At 37.5% G+C, this 15,342-nt stretch carries 10 protein-coding genes; all 10 read right to left on the minus strand.

Annotation, left to right across the window (positions count from 1 at the left end; all coding sequences use genetic code 11):
* Positions 1-30: 30 nt before the first annotated feature.
* Positions 31-1,731 (minus strand): arginine--tRNA ligase, encoded by a 1,701-nt coding sequence (gene argS / locus E7Z77_RS03385; protein ID WP_292750255.1) that lies wholly within the window; start codon positions 1,729-1,731, stop codon positions 31-33.
* 16 nt (positions 1,732-1,747) lie between these two features.
* Positions 1,748-2,170, minus strand: coding sequence for a signal peptidase I (locus tag E7Z77_RS03390; protein WP_292750257.1), 423 nt, complete (start codon positions 2,168-2,170; stop codon positions 1,748-1,750).
* A 4-nt stretch (positions 2,171-2,174) separates the two neighbouring features.
* Positions 2,175-3,449 carry a glutamate-1-semialdehyde 2,1-aminomutase gene (gene hemL, locus E7Z77_RS03395; protein WP_292750260.1) on the minus strand — a complete coding sequence of 425 codons (1,275 nt, stop codon included), beginning with the start codon at positions 3,447-3,449 and terminating at the stop codon, positions 2,175-2,177.
* A gap of 9 nt (positions 3,450-3,458) precedes the next feature.
* A complete protein-coding gene (locus E7Z77_RS03400; RefSeq protein ID WP_292750263.1) occupies positions 3,459-4,088 on the minus strand; it encodes a cobalt-precorrin-8 methylmutase in 630 nt (209 codons plus the stop codon).
* A 76-nt stretch (positions 4,089-4,164) separates the two neighbouring features.
* A complete protein-coding gene (locus tag E7Z77_RS03405; RefSeq protein WP_292750265.1) occupies positions 4,165-5,367 on the minus strand; it encodes an aminoacetone oxidase family FAD-binding enzyme in 1,203 nt (400 codons plus the stop codon).
* 24 nt (positions 5,368-5,391) lie between these two features.
* On the minus strand, positions 5,392-6,711 hold the full coding sequence (aspS, locus tag E7Z77_RS03410; RefSeq protein ID WP_292750267.1) for an aspartate--tRNA(Asn) ligase: 1,320 nt from the start codon (positions 6,709-6,711) through the stop codon (positions 5,392-5,394).
* Positions 6,712-7,364: 653 nt separating this feature from the next.
* Positions 7,365-7,910: a DapH/DapD/GlmU-related protein gene (locus E7Z77_RS03415; protein ID WP_292750269.1), complete on the minus strand. Its 546-nt coding sequence runs from the start codon at positions 7,908-7,910 to the stop codon at positions 7,365-7,367.
* Positions 7,911-9,188, minus strand: a complete 1,278-nt coding sequence (gene hisD, locus E7Z77_RS03420; RefSeq protein ID WP_292750433.1) for a histidinol dehydrogenase — start codon at positions 9,186-9,188, stop codon at positions 7,911-7,913.
* An 8-nt stretch (positions 9,189-9,196) separates the two neighbouring features.
* Positions 9,197-10,846 (minus strand): dihydroxy-acid dehydratase, encoded by a 1,650-nt coding sequence (gene ilvD / locus E7Z77_RS03425; protein WP_292750271.1) that lies wholly within the window; start codon positions 10,844-10,846, stop codon positions 9,197-9,199.
* A 284-nt stretch (positions 10,847-11,130) separates the two neighbouring features.
* On the minus strand, positions 11,131-15,342 hold a 4,212-nt coding region (locus E7Z77_RS03430), incomplete at its 5' end, for a Cna B-type domain-containing protein (RefSeq protein WP_292750273.1).

A 15,342-nucleotide genomic window follows, 5' to 3' on the forward strand; every position in this document is an offset into this window, starting at 1 on the left:
ATAAAAAATTGAGATGATTCAATAACCCATCTACATCATTTCGGGTGCATCGACACCTAATATGTCTAAAGCATTTTTAATTGTTGTTTTAGCTCTGTCTACTAAAATTAATCTAGTATCTTCTAAATCAGAACCGATAACCTGTTCGGATTTATAGAACTTATTGAATGAACCGGCCAAATCTTGGCAGTATTGAGTGACATTGTGAACTCTTTTCTTGTCGGCACAATCCTCAACAACCTGCGGGAATTTGGCAATTTGCCTTATGAGATCCTGTTCCGCATCATTTGGGCTCCAATCATCCGCAACGCTTAAGGAAGCTATATCCTTGCCGGATTTTTTAAGCAACTTACAGGCCCTTGCATGAGCATATTGAATGGATGCACAGCCTCTCTCAAAGCTTAGGGCTTCATCCCATTTAAAGGTCAAGTGCTTTTCAGGGGATAATTTAGCAATGAAGAATCTTATTGCTCCCACACCGATTTTTTCAGCCATAGGTGCAATTTCCTCTTCTGTTAAATCCGGGTTTCTTGATTTTATTTCATCATGAGCCCTTAAGACTGCTTCATCAATTAACTCATCGACTGATACGAACTTGCCTTTTCTTGTTGACATTGATCCTTCAGGAAGTGTAATGAATTCATAAAATATAACTTCAGGAGCATCCTGTCTGAATATCTCTTCAAAAATCACTTTAATCTGTTTTGCAGCCAATTTATGGTCTGAACCTAAAATATCCAATACTGTATCGCCTAAAGTAGCTTTATATTTGTGGTAAGCCAAGTCTCTTGTAGAATAAAGTGATGTTCCATTGGATCTTCTTAAAACAAACTCCTTATCAATATTGTAATAGGTCAAATCAATGTACAATACGTCCTCTTCACGTGTGAATCCTTCTTTTTGAATATAGTTAACGATATTGTCAACGTCTCCATTTCTGACGAATTGACCTTCCCATACAAAGTCGTCATGCTTAATGTTCATTCTCAAAAGGGATTCCTTCATGCCGGAAATACATTTTGAGACCACATCCTCAAAGACTTTATTCAATTCTTCATCAGACCCTTCTTCGTATTTCTGAATCAGTTCATCGACTTTGGCATTTAAGGCTTCATCCTCTTCAACAGCCTTGTTAGCATCAAAGTATAGCTTTCCGATTTTGTGGTCAATCTTGTCTCCTTCATAGTCATCGATGTTCAAGCCGCATTCGGTTATTCCGCAGACTATAATAGCAATCTGCCTTCCCATATCATTAACATAATATTGGGTTTCAACATCTCTTCCGGCTAATTTTAACAGTCTTGAAAGAGAATCTCCAAAAATGGAGTTTCTGATGTGTCCTATATGCAACGGCCCGTTAGGATTAGCTGAAGTATGTTCCAAGATGATTTTTTCTCCGTATTCCGGAAGCTGGCCGTAGTTTTCATCCACCTTATCTAAAAGTAATTTAGAGAACTTGTCATAATCAATGAAAAAATTAACATATGGGCCGAAATTCTGAACTTTAGAGAAAATTTCCGGAACTTCAATCTTTTCAACCAAATCCTTTGCAACTTCAGGAGGGGAAGTTTTTAACTTTTTAGTAAGTGCAAAAGCAATAGTACTAGCTAAGTCCCCCAATTCAGGATTCGGAGGAAATTCCAACTTAAAATTTCTATCTATTTCTTCATCATATTGATCTAATGCCTTATTGATGGCATCAATAGCTTGTTTTTCTATTTCAAAATACATTAACTCACCTTAATAATTATAACCCTCTTAACCAAATGGAAAGATAACCGACTTTTGGGATGACTGCTAAATTGTCACCAAATGTTACAACGCGCTCCTTGATTTGGTCTGAAGTAACATAATATGGGTCGGGAGCATTATTATTGTCCCCCTTAATTAAATACATCGTAGTTCCATTAATCTCTGTAATATTGATAATTCTATGAATTACCGGCTGGTCAAACCATTTGGCATCATAAACAACAACATCCCCAACCTGAACATCATTGGGATTGAATTCATTTATTCCTAAAAAGCTCGCCTTTTCAACAAGGACTATATCTCCCCTGTAGAATGCAGGCTCCATACTACCTGAAACAACCACATTCAGATGTTGGGCTGCTATTAAAACTATTATCAAAATAACTGCATAGGATGCAACTTCTTTCCACTCTACCATATCATTACCTTCTTCTTTTCTTAAATGCTGCTTCTAAACCCAATTCAATGGCTTCCACTGTTTTTTGTATATCTGCCATACTATGAGCATTTGAAATGAAATTACACTCAAACTGAGATGGTGGGATAAAAACACCTTCTTTCAATAATGTTTTGAAGTATCTTAAGAATTGCCTTCTATCAGATTTTTGAGCATCTTCATAATTTAAAACAGGAGCGGGATTGAAATAAATCTGAAACATTGAAGCAAGTCCGACAGGCTGAATATTATATTCCTGCTCTTCAATAATGGATTTTATGCTGCTTCTGAGGAAGTTTCCTTTTCTTTCCAATTCCTTGTAGAATGCATCATCAAGCTGTGTTAAAGTGGAAATACCAGCCTGTACCGAAACAGGATTACCTGAAAAAGTACCTGCCTGATAAACAGGACCGTTCGGAGCAATCAACTCCATTATTTCTTTTTTACCACAAAATGCTCCCATTGGAAGTCCTCCACCTACAATCTTACCGAGAGTGGTTAAATCAGGAGTGACCCCATAATACTGTTGAGCTCCACCTCTGGAAGCTCTAAAACCTGTAATAACTTCATCAAATATTAAAATAATATCATTTTCTTCAGTGATTTTTCTAATGAACTCTAAAAATCCTGGTTTTGGTTCAATACAACCAACATTGCCCATGACAACTTCCATGATGATACAAGCAATGTTTTCACCTTCTTTTTCAATTAGCTCTGTTAAAGCTTCTTCATCATTGAACGGGACAGATAAAGTATTTTTAGTGGTATCGGCCGGAATACCCGGAGAATCCGGTAAAGTAGCTGCACCGGAACCGCCTTTAACCAATACATAATCGTGTGCACCATGGTAAGCTCCTTCAAACTTGACGATTTTATCCCTGCCTGTAAAGCCACGAGCCAATCTGATTGCGCTCATTGTTGCTTCAGTTCCGCTGTTACAAAATCTTACCATTTCAGCGGACGGAATCCTGTCAATAACCTCTTTTGCAAGAACAATTTCATTTTCAGTAGGAGTACCATATGCAGTACCTATAGTTAATTGATTGGAAACTTCCCTTACAACCTTAGGGTCGGCATGTCCCAAAATCAATGGGCCATAAGCCAGACAATGGTCAATGTAAGTTTTTCCATCTACATCTGTGAGTTTTGAACCTCCCGCACTTTTAACGAAAAATGGATATGGCTTAAAAGCACGAACAGGAGAATTCACTCCACCAGGAAAATAATTTTTAGATTCGTTGAATAATTCTTCAGAATACATATTATCACTCTATAAATGTTGGATTAAGGAATTTACGCAGGCTACTGCAATCGGTGTACCGCCTTTAGGTCCTTCAACAATAACATTTGGAATATTGGAATTATGCAGAGCTTCCTTTGAATCAGCCGCTCCCACAAAACCTACAGGAACACCCACAATAGCTTTAAGATTCATTTCACCTTTTTGATATAAATCCATTGCTTCAAATACTGCTGTTGGAGCATTACCTGAAACAACAATGCCTTCAAAATCATTTGAAGCCGCATAGCGCATAGCTGCAGCCGCTCTTGTAATCTGATTTTCTTTGGCAATTTTTATAACTTCTTCATTCTTGATATAGCACTCAACTTCCCCGTCGTATCTTGTAATACCATATTTGACCATATTGATATCAGTCAAAATAGTTTCCTTATTTCTTAGGGATTCCATAGCAACATCAACAAAATCAGGACTGATTTTCACCAATTTTGCATATTCAGGATCAGCTGTTGAGTGTACAATCCTTTCAACAATGTCTCTTTCAGCTGGATTTAAATCTTTAACATCATCTCCAATAAGGCCGCGGATAATTTCTCTACTTTTATTTGCAATATCCAGACCTTGTTTAGTTGATGCACCCATGAACATTTTGTCTGTCATATTATAACTATTAGTAAATATATAGGTTAAATATTTTGTTAAAATTAATAAATTTTGAAAAAAATTAATTAAAAAATTATTTTTCACTGGCTGAAAGGCCTGCCAAATAACCTGTTGAAAAGGCTATTTTGAGATTATAACCTCCGGTGGGTCCATGCAAATCCAAAACTTCACCTGCAAAATACAGGTTCGGTGTTAATGATGATTCCATAGTTTTTGGATTAATGTTTTCCAAATCAATCCCGCCAATTGTGACTTTTGATAGGCTCTCATTGAAGCCGGTGATTTCAAAAGCAAACCTTTTTAAGTTTTCAATCAATCTGTTTTTGCTCTTCTTATCAATTCTTGACAGCTGAGTTTCACCGTCGATTTTAATTTCATCCAAAAAGAAATCAATGAATCTGCTTGTTAAAAACAGCTTCAGATAATTCTTAATCATTGACTTTCCTCTTGCCTGGAAATCTGTGTTGAACTTATCCTGCAATTCCTCGCGTGTGAAATCCGGGCATAAATCAATATCTATTTCAAAATCCGCATCAGGTTCGTTTTCCAATAAATTATAACTTATATCTTCAGATATCTCATTGCTTAGGTTAATAATTCCAGGACCTGTCAAACCGACATGAGAGAATAGAACATTTCCCTGAACCTTTGATTTCTTATAACTTATAACGACATCATATAATGTTATTCCTGCAACATTCGAGAGGTCCTTCTTAGTGATTAACGGAACCAGCCCGTATTTCACATCAGTCAATGGCTGTGAGGTTAAGGAATAATTTTCAATGCTGCATCCGGTCTGAGGATAGGTTATGCCGCCTGTGGCAATCACAATCTTATCTGCCATGATTTCATCATTGATTATAAAATTGTCTACAATAGATTTTACTTCAAAACCATATTTTATATCAACATCATCCAGATATTCCAATAGAATTTTTAAAATGTCACTTGATTTTTCGGTTTCGGGAAAAATCCTGTTGTCATCCTCTTCAATGAAGGACAAACCCTTATTTTCAAAAAATGACAGGAGCTTTTCATTGGTCAATGTGTAAAAAGAGTGTTTTAAAAAATTTTTTTGAGGATAAATATTCAATAGCTTTTTTATCGGTTTTCGGTTGGTGATGTTGCATCTTCCGCCACCGGTCATTAAGAGTTTGCGTCCCGGTGAAGAATTCTTTTCAAGCAATACCAAGTTTGAAGAATTATGGCTTGCAGCAATTGCCGCCATGATTCCTGCAGGTCCCGCTCCGATAACAGCTATATCATATTTTTCCATATTATCTTAAAAAAAAAAGAAAGTTTAAGGGGTTAATCTGTGTCTGTCTCTTGGGAAGAGTACACATTCACGGATGTTTTCGGCCCCAGTAAGTACCATAGTTAACCTATCAGCACCGAGACCCCAACCTGCGTGAGGAGGCATACCATATTCAAACGCTTTAAGATAGCTTCCAAATCCGGCAGGGTTTAATCCTCTTTCTTCAATTTGTTTTACGAGTAAATCATACTGGTGTACACGGGTAGCACCGGAAGATAACTCCAAGTTGTTATACATTAAATCGAATGCATGGGAGTATTGTTCTTCTCCTTCAACAGGCATTACATAAAACGGTTTGATTTCTGTAGGCCATCTGGTTAGGAAATAGAATCCGCCCATGGTATCACCTAATGCTTTTTCAGCTTCACGGGATAAGTCTTCTCCCCATTCCATTGATACATCTTTTGAATTTACAATATCAACAGCTTCATCATAAGTTACAACAGGGAAATCTCCAGCAGGCACTTCCAATTCATGACCTAAAATTTCCAATTCGTTAGCACAGTTTTCATTCACATCTGTCAATACCTGAATGAGCATGTCGTTTAGGATTTTCATTACGTCTTCATCATCAGCGAATGAAGCTTCTGCATCAATGGAAACCGCTTCGTTTAAGTGTCTTAAGGTGTCATGTTCTTCTGCTCTGAAAATTTGACCAATTTCAAATACCTTATCCATTCCTGCACCCATCATCATCTGTTTGTATAATTGTGGGGATTGACCTAAGAATGCCTCTTTTTCAAAGTAAGTGATTGGGAATAATTCTGTTCCTCCTTCAGTAGCGGAAGCTACGAGTTTAGGAGTGTTAATTTCATAAAATCCATTATCATAGAAGAAATCTCTGATAGTATGGAACATTTGACCTTTAATCTTGAAAATTGCTGAAACGTTTTCTTTTCTGATATCCAAGAATCTTGAATCTAATCTTGTGTCTATTCCAGCTTGAACTTTTTCTGTTGGATCCATTGGTAAAGGTTGATTGGCTAAGTTTAATACTCTGATTTCTTTAGGAATGATTTCAACACCATTTGGTGCTTTTGGAGCTTCTTGCACTGCACCTTTAATTGCTACAACGGATTCTTTTCTAAATGATCTTAAATCTTCTAATATTTCTGCTTCTACTTTTTTACTTGGAGCTGTAATTTGAACTCTGCCGGTTACATCTCTGATAATAACAAAGATAATACCACCTAAATCACGGATTTCATGTACCCAACCCATGATTGTGACATCGCTTCCTGCAATTTCAGGAGTCGCATCTTTTGCATAGTGAGTTCTTCTCCAATCATTTAATAAACCTTGCAAACTATTCACCTCGAGGTTTGTAAAAATTAATAAATTTTAAAAGTGAAAATTAAATAATACTTTTAAAAGAAGTGTTGTCTAAGTTTATAGGAAGACCTATAAACTACCGCAAGATTAGACAACTATTTTATTACCTAATTTCTTTCTTTTGTATAGAAAGTGCAGAATATGAAAACATATTCTTGAATATAATATATACAAACATAATATATAAAGTTATCTAAACTATATAATTTTTCTTTTATTTTAAAAAATAAGCATTAAAAATCCGTTTTAAATAAAGTTGGGAAGAATTACGCAAAACTTCCGGCTTGCGGGCCTTGAAAAATCACGACCCAACTTTACAAAATTCAACTATCATACGAGACTATTCAATCAATTATTGAAGTGAAAATAGATAACAGCAATATCAAGAATAATCAAGACAATGTCGAGCACAATGAATATCATGCCCAAAACCCTCACCTCCAATACAAAAGAGGAAACAAAATATATTAATAACATCATCTCCAATTAGGCAATAAAGTTATTAATTTATCTATTACAAAATAAAATTAGATATAATTATATTTAAAATAGTTAGAAATCAATTTAGAAAAATTGAAGCAAAATTATTAAATTTAATTAAAAATAAAAAATTGTCAAGGATAAAATTATTCCTCAAATTTATCCTTATCCAAAGTTTTAACTATCTTTGCAGGAACGCCTACAGCGACTTCATAGTCACCTACATCCCTGGTAACAATTGCGCCGGCACCTACAATCGCATACTTTCCGATTGTAACGCCAGGAAGAACACTTGCTCCGGCTCCAATCCAAGCTCCTTTTTTGATATGAATCGGTTTGCAGAGTAAAACCTGCCTGTCATACTCATCGTGATTGTTGGACAGCAATTGAACGTTTGCCGCAAGCATCACATCATCCTCGATTGTGATTCCGCCCCGAGCCATCAAAAGGGAATTAGAATTGATGAAAACATTGCTGCCTATTTTTATGCAGTCAAATGCCGCTCCAGCAATCGGAGCCATGATTCTGCTGTTTTCACCTAACTTATCGCCGAACAACTCCCTTAAAAGTGAATCGTACTCTTCGCTATTTGGCAATGTGTGATTGAGCTTGAAAACTATTTCAGCCATTTCCCCCGCTTTAACCATCTCTTCGGGGGTCATCTCCCTCATGTCGACCCTTTCAAAATCCATCTAATCATCCCTTAATCTTGTCTTGAATGAATTTGCATGGGCAAAGAATCCTTCATACTCGGCAATCGGCACGGAAGTCTTGGACAATTCCTTAAGGCCTTCTTTGGTGATTCTTTGAACTGTCGGCTTTTTGATGAACGCTTCAGTTGAGAGACCTGAATACATTTTAGCTCCTCCGCCGGTAGGCAGAACGTGATTTGTACCTGATCCATAGTCTCCTGCCGCAACGGGTGAGTATGCACCCAAGAATATTGAACCTGCATTGTTGATGTGTGAGAGTGTCCCGTCATCGTCTTTTGTGGATATGATTAAATGTTCGGGAGCGTATTCGTTTGTAACATGAATCGCTTCCTCAAAAGTGTCAGTGATAATGATTTTTCCACTTTTTGACAATGATTCCTCAATTATTTCACGTCTAGGAGCAACTTCAGTCAACTCTTTAACGAATTCATCGGTTTCAATGGCCAATTTTTCTGAATCTGTCACTAAAAAGCAGGACGCATTAGGGTCGTGCTCGGCCTGAGCCAAAATATCGGTTGCCAAAAATTCAGGATTTGCGGTTTCATCGGCCAAAATCAGAACTTCAGACGGTCCAGCCGGAAACTCGATGTCAACTTGACCATAGACCAATTTCTTTGCGGCTGTAACGAATATGTTTCCGGGACCAACAATCTTTTCCACGCGAGGTATTGACTCTGTTCCATAGGCAAGCCCGGCTATTGCCTGAGCTCCTCCGACCTTATAGATTTCATCGGCACCGGCAATATCCGCTGCAACCAAAATCGCATCAAGAATCTTTCCGTCCTTTTGGGGAGGTGTTACGCATACAACCTTTTCGACACCTGCAATCTTTGCGGGAATTACTGTCATCAGTATTGAAGAGGGATATGCCGCTCTACCGCCCGGGATATAGCATCCTGCAGAGTTGATTGGCCTTACGATTTGGCCTGCAATGATGCCTGGATTAACTTCAATTTCCCAGCCTGATGGAATCTGCTTTTTGTGGAACTTCTCAATGTTGGATGCCGCCTGTTTTAAGGCAACCAGCAATGAATCGTCCAAAGTGTCGTAAGCCTCCCTGATTTCATCTTCTGAAACCTTCAGGTTTTCTATTGTAACACCGTCAAACTTCTCCGTATATTCCCTGATAGCATCATCCTTATTATCCTTTACATTATTTAAAATGTCAGAAACTATGTCCAAAACCTTGTTTACATCCTCTTCTGACCTTTTGATGGTTTCGGCCAAATCAATCTCTGAATACTTAAGAATCTCCATAATCAACACTACCTTAGGATAGCACCGGTATCTGCGGAGTGAACCAGCTTTTGATATAATGCCAACCATCCGTCAACATCGCTTTCAGGATGTTTAACTGATTTTAACCTTTCCTCTATCTCTTCATCTGAAAGTTCAACATTGATTGACCTGTTGTTGATGTCAATTTCTATAATATCACCGTTTTGGATTGCTGCAATCGGGCCGTCTTCCCTCGCTTCAGGTGAAACATGGCCTATGCAAGGACCTCTGGTTCCTCCTGAAAATCTTCCGTCGGTGATTAGGCCCACATCCTTAATGTTCATTCCAGCAAGTGCTGAAGTCGGATTGAGCATTTCGCGCATTCCCGGACCGCCTTTAGGCCCTTCATATCTGATTACAACTATGTCACCTTCAGCGATTTCATGGTCGAATATCGCTTTTGTAACTTCCTCTTCTGAGTCATAAACTTTTGCAGGCCCTTTAAGATGCATTAGATTATCTGCAACTGCACCTTTCTTAACGACACTACCGTTAGGAGCGAGATTTCCTTTCAATATTGCAATTCCACCGTCCTCATGCACCGGATTATCCAATGTATGGATGACATCGGTATTCTTATTTTCAACGCTTTCCAGGTTTTCCCTGATTGTCTTGCCTGTCACGGTCAATTGGTCAGCGTCAATTTTGTCACCCAAGGTTTTCAATACAGCCTGAATACCACCCGCCAAGTGCAAATCCATCATTGAATCTTCACCGGCCGGAGAAATTAGGGCGATGTGAGGCACGTTTCTTGAAATTTCATCAAACAATTCCAAGTCCACATCCACGCCTTCAACTTCACTGGCGATTGCAGGTATGTGAAGTGCGGTATTTGATGATCCGCCCAATGCCATGTCGACTGCAATTGCATTGTTGAATGCTTCCTGGGTTAGAATGTCGGATGGCTTGATGTCTTGCTTAACAAGTTCGATTATCTGCTTTCCGGACTCGAATGCAATTTGATTGTTTTCCTCTGTTCTTGCATGGGTTGTTGCACATGTCGGAAGGGAGAGCCCAAATGTTTCTGTAATGCATGCCATGGTGTTTGCAGTGAATAAACCTGAACAGCTTCCAGCACCAGGACAGGCGCATCTTTCAAGTTCATTGACTTCCTCTTCAGTCATCTTGCCGGCTGAATAAGCGCCGACCGCTTCAAAAACAGTAATCAAATCGGCAGGCTTTCCGTTATATTCGCCTGATTGCATCGGTCCGCCTGTGACAACAATGGATGGAACATCCACCCTTGCCGCACCCATTATCATTCCAGGAACTACCTTATCGCAGCTTGGAATCAATACCAATCCATCGAATGCATGTCCTTTTGTCATGCTTTCAACGGTTGCGGCGATGATTTCCCTTGAAGGAAGTGAATACTTCATTCCCTCATGGTTCATGCTTATTCCGTCACAAACCGCCATGGTGTCAAACTCAAATGGAACACCTCCGGCGGCAATGATTCCTTCCTTTACGAATTCCACAAGTTCCCTTAAGTGGATATGGCCCGGCACGATATCAGTAAAGCTGTTTGCTATACCGATGAACGGTTTTTTGAAATCTTCATCATCAAGACCACAGGCCCTTAAAAGAGATCTGTGTGGCGCTCTTTGAATTCCTTTTTTTACACTATCACTTTTCATTTAATCACACAATTTAATCAAATCACTATTATATATCTCGCTAATGTCTTTTATAATAATATGATTTTTGAAAAAATGAGTAAAAAATAATGTGTAATCTACATGACCAAACAAATATTTGAAAATTAGTAGTTGCAATTTAATATTTTGAAAAATATGATTATTCTAATAAAAGAATTTTCATGAAAAGTATAAAATTATCGTTCGAAAATCCAATTAAAATTAAGTTGAAATTTTTGTAAAAAATAAAAAATAATGGGAAAATTAAATTTCCCATAACGTGTTTAAATTTTTCTTCTCAAAGTCACACCGACTATTGCAAGTAATGCTAATACAACGATTACAAGTGGATTACCTGTAGGATGTTTCTGTAGGGTAGTAACCGGAGGTTCTGGAGGTTCTGGAACGTCCTCAACAGTCACGTCAGCAGTGTCATTGTTGTTAGATAAGTCAGGGTCGTAAGTATCACTTACAACATAAGCCTCGTTAACAAAATGACCGGTTCTTAATGCTTGAGCAACTATGATAAGAGATACAGTGTCACCTTTTCTCAAGTCACCGATAGTCCAAATTCCTGTTTCCGGATCATAACTGCCCATGGTTACATTGCAGCTGATGAATTTAAGTCCATCAGGCAATACATCGTATGCACGAGAGTTTATAGCATCGTCTGGTCCTAAATTAGTAACAACAATTTCAAATGTAATGTTATCTCCAACTTTAGCATTAGCCTTATCAACATTCTTAATAAGCATTAAATCAGCTTCAGGAGGAACATCAGTTGTATTGTTGGCTCTATTGTTTGTTTCGTTAGGATCAGGAGTATCGGAACTGACGTTTGCAAAGTTGACAATTGTCTTATTGGTAACTTTTACAATTGAGACAATGTTCAATTCTCTGGATTGACCTTTTGCAATGTCACCCAATTTCCAAATACCGGTTGCAGGATCATAAGCACCTCTTGAATCATCTGAAACATAAACTAAGTCAGCAGGAAGTTTATCTGACATGATTGCATTTACAGCAGTGTCAGGACCATTGTTTTTGACAATGATTGTCCAGGTGACTCTGTCATTATAATGGGAAACTTTTTTAGAAACTAATTTTATAATTTCTAAGTCTGCGCGTGGTACTGGAGTTATTGTACAGTTTACAGTAATGTTATTACCGTAAGGAGGAACAAGGGTTCCATTGTTGGTTAGATTTCCAGTAGCATCAGCCAATACTTTGACAGTGATTACAGCACTTGAATTAGCAGAAATGTTAGTAATGGTCCAGTAGATCACTTGGCCATCTGCAACAAAGCTGACTAAATCAGCACCATCCACTTTATAATCATTCGCATATACTAAACCTTCAGGCAAGCTGTCAATAACGGTTAAGTTATTTGTGTAGTCGACATCAACAGTGTTTGTGACAGTCAAGTAGTATTCCACAATTGTGTGAGTATATGGTGTAGTATCGTTAACTGTCTTGTTAATGTCCGGATTCCTATTGACAATAACTGTTTCGTTGTCGTAGTTATTGGTGTAGTTAGACTCTGTTTCATTACATGTTACGTTGACGTAATTGGTAAATGTACCATCGGTCAATGCACGGGTATAGAGAGTTAAGGTCTCTTCTGTACCGTTGCCCATAGTGCCAATAGTCCAAACGTCGTTTGCGTAAGTACCTTTAGTTGCAGCGTAGTCGACAAATGCAAATTGACTTGGTAAAGCTTCATTCAATTTGACATCAGTCGCAGCAGAACCATTAGCAGCATTTGAAACTTTAATGGTCCAAATAACAATATCGCCAACGAAGTAAGCGTCTTTATCAGCTGTTTTAACAACGGACACATCAACTAAAGGTTGTACTTCAATAGTAGCATTGACTTTATCACTGGAACCATCAGGATAAATGATAGTCTCATTGTTAACTTTAATACCAACAGCATTCGCTTGAGCTTTAACCGCAATGACAGCAGTTGTTCCTGCTGAAATGTTGGTAATCACCCAAGTAACGTTATTGCCGCTGACAATAGCATCAACAACAACATCAGCACCAGTAATGTAAAGAGTTTCAATATAATCCACACCATCAGGCAAACTATCAACAACAGTTAAATTATTGACATAATCCACATCTCCATTGTTAATGACAGTTAAATAATAGGTAACGTTCTCATGGAGGAACGGTTTGGTATTATTAACCTCTTTAACAGGAGGAGTCTTAATAATCTTAACTGTAGCATTATCATAGTTATTGGTGTAGTTCCACTCAGTTTCATTACAGGTTACATTTACATAGTTTGTAAATGTACCATTGGTTCTTGCACGTGTGTAAATAGTCAAGGTCTCTTCAGTACCATTGCCCATTGTACCAATGGTCCAAATATCGTTTTCGTAAGTTCCTTTGGTTGCTTCGTATCTGAGGAATGTGAACTGATCAGGTAATAATTCACTCAATCTGACATTAGTTGCGGTTGAGCCATTGAAAGCATTGGATACTTTAACAGTCCAAACAACAACGTCTCCAACGAAGGACACAGGCCTGTCAACAGATTTCACGACAGCCACGTCAACGATAGGCTGTACCTCAATAGTAGCATTGACTTTATCACTGGAACCATCAGGATAAATGATAGTCTCATTGTTAACTTTAATACCAACAGCATTCGCTTGAGCTTTAACCGCAATGACAGCAGTTGTTCCTGCTGAAATGTTGGTAATCACCCAAGTAACGTTATTGCCGCTGACAATAGCATCAACAACAACATCAGCACCAGTAATGTAAAGAGTTTCAATATAATCCACACCATCAGGCAAACTATCAACAACAGTTAAATTATTGACATAATCCACATCTCCATTGTTAATGACAGTTAAATAATAGGTAACGTTCTCATGGAGGAACGGTTTGGTATTATTAACCTCTTTAACAGGAGGAGTCTTAATAATCTTAACTGTAGCATTATCATAGTTATTGGTGTAGTTCCACTCAGTTTCATTACAGGTTACATTTACATAGTTTGTAAATGTACCATTGGTTCTTGCACGTGTGTAAATAGTCAAGGTCTCTTCAGTACCATTGCCCATGAATCCAATATTCCAAACGCCATTTACATAAGTACCTTTAGTTGCAGTGTAGTTAATGAAATTAAATTGATTTGGTAAAACATCATTCAATATGACATCAGTAGCATTGGTACCATTGAAAGCATTGGATACTTTAATAGTCCAAACAACAACATCACCAACGAAATGTTCAGGCAAATCAACAGTCTTAATAACAGACACATCAACAATAGGAAGTACTTCAACAGGTTCTTTAACCTCTTTGTTATATCCGTTAGGACCAATCAATACAACCTTGTTAGTTAAGTTACCAACATCATAAGCGCCGACTAAAATAGTGATTATAGCCGGAGTATCTGGAGCGATTTCAGTAATTATCCAAGTAATATTGCGGGTTGCGTTGTCATAAACACCCTCTTGAATAACACGAGCGCCTGTGATGTTAACAGTCTCAATATAATCTAAACCATAAGGCATGCTATCGATAACAGTCAAGGTCTCATTGTAAACACCAGTTCCGATGTTAGTAATTGTAATGTTAAATTTAACGAATTCGTGATAGTACACAGTACTTACATTAGCGGTCTTATTAACATCAGGAGCATAAGTGTTGTTAACTATCCAGTAGTAAGGTGTACTATTGGTAATGTTAGTAGTATAACCTGGAACACCAACATCGACTTCGTCAATGGAATACTTGATCAATGTACCGTTATGTCTAAACTTATCTAAGCCTTCAAAGGTGTAAGTCCAATCATTGGAAACACTTAGAGTAGTATTTTTAATAGCAGTACCATCAGCAAGTAAAACGACAGTGACATTAGCAGGTCTTTGACCGCTGATGTTATTACCATCATTCCAAACTTTAACAACTGTAACGTTAATCAATTCAATGACGTGAGTATTGTTAATCACAAAGCTAACATTATCTCCGGTAATTTCAGCAGTATAATTAATAACTTCAGTTTCGTTAATACTGTAAACAATCAAAGTACCGTAGTTTTCATACTTATCTAAATCATGGAAAGTAAATGTCCAATTATTAGTATCATTCAAAACAGCAGTACGAATAACGGTTTCATTTTTAATCAAATTAACAGTGACATTATCAGGTCTGACACCGTCTTGGTTATTATTGTCAGTCCAAACTTTAACAACAGTAACATTAACCAATTCAATAACATGAGTGTTATTAACAATAAATTCATAGTTATTTCCAGTAATTTTAACAGTGTAATTCTCAAGCTCATCCTCAGTAACAGTATAATTGATCAAAGTACCATTGTTCTGATACTTATCTAAACCTTCGAAGACGTATCTCCAATTATTAGTATCATTTAAAACAACAGTAGCAATAACAGTCTCATTATTTTTAACCAAATGAATAGTTACACTAGCATTCCTGACACCGTCTTGATTATCATTGTCAGTCCAAACTTT

The organism is Methanobrevibacter sp. (assembly GCF_015062985.1).
GTDB lineage: Archaea > Methanobacteriota > Methanobacteria > Methanobacteriales > Methanobacteriaceae > Methanocatella.

Bases quoted from the DNA above. Each gene is read 5' to 3' on its own strand.
- argS (WP_292750255.1), bottom strand. From the start codon at position 1,731: ATGTATTTTGAAATAGAAAAACAAGCTATTGATGCCATCAATAAGGCA.
- E7Z77_RS03390 (WP_292750257.1), bottom strand. From the start codon at position 2,170: ATGGTAGAGTGGAAAGAAGTTGCATCCTATGCAGTTATTTTGATAATA.
- hemL (WP_292750260.1), bottom strand. From the start codon at position 3,449: ATGTATTCTGAAGAATTATTCAACGAATCTAAAAATTATTTTCCTGGT.
- E7Z77_RS03400 (WP_292750263.1), bottom strand. From the start codon at position 4,088: ATGACAGACAAAATGTTCATGGGTGCATCAACTAAACAAGGTCTGGAT.
- E7Z77_RS03405 (WP_292750265.1), bottom strand. From the start codon at position 5,367: ATGGAAAAATATGATATAGCTGTTATCGGAGCGGGACCTGCAGGAATC.
- E7Z77_RS03415 (WP_292750269.1), bottom strand. From the start codon at position 7,910: ATGGATTTTGAAAGGGTCGACATGAGGGAGATGACCCCCGAAGAGATG.
- hisD (WP_292750433.1), bottom strand. From the start codon at position 9,188: ATGGAGATTCTTAAGTATTCAGAGATTGATTTGGCCGAAACCATCAAA.
- ilvD (WP_292750271.1), bottom strand. From the start codon at position 10,846: ATGAAAAGTGATAGTGTAAAAAAAGGAATTCAAAGAGCGCCACACAGA.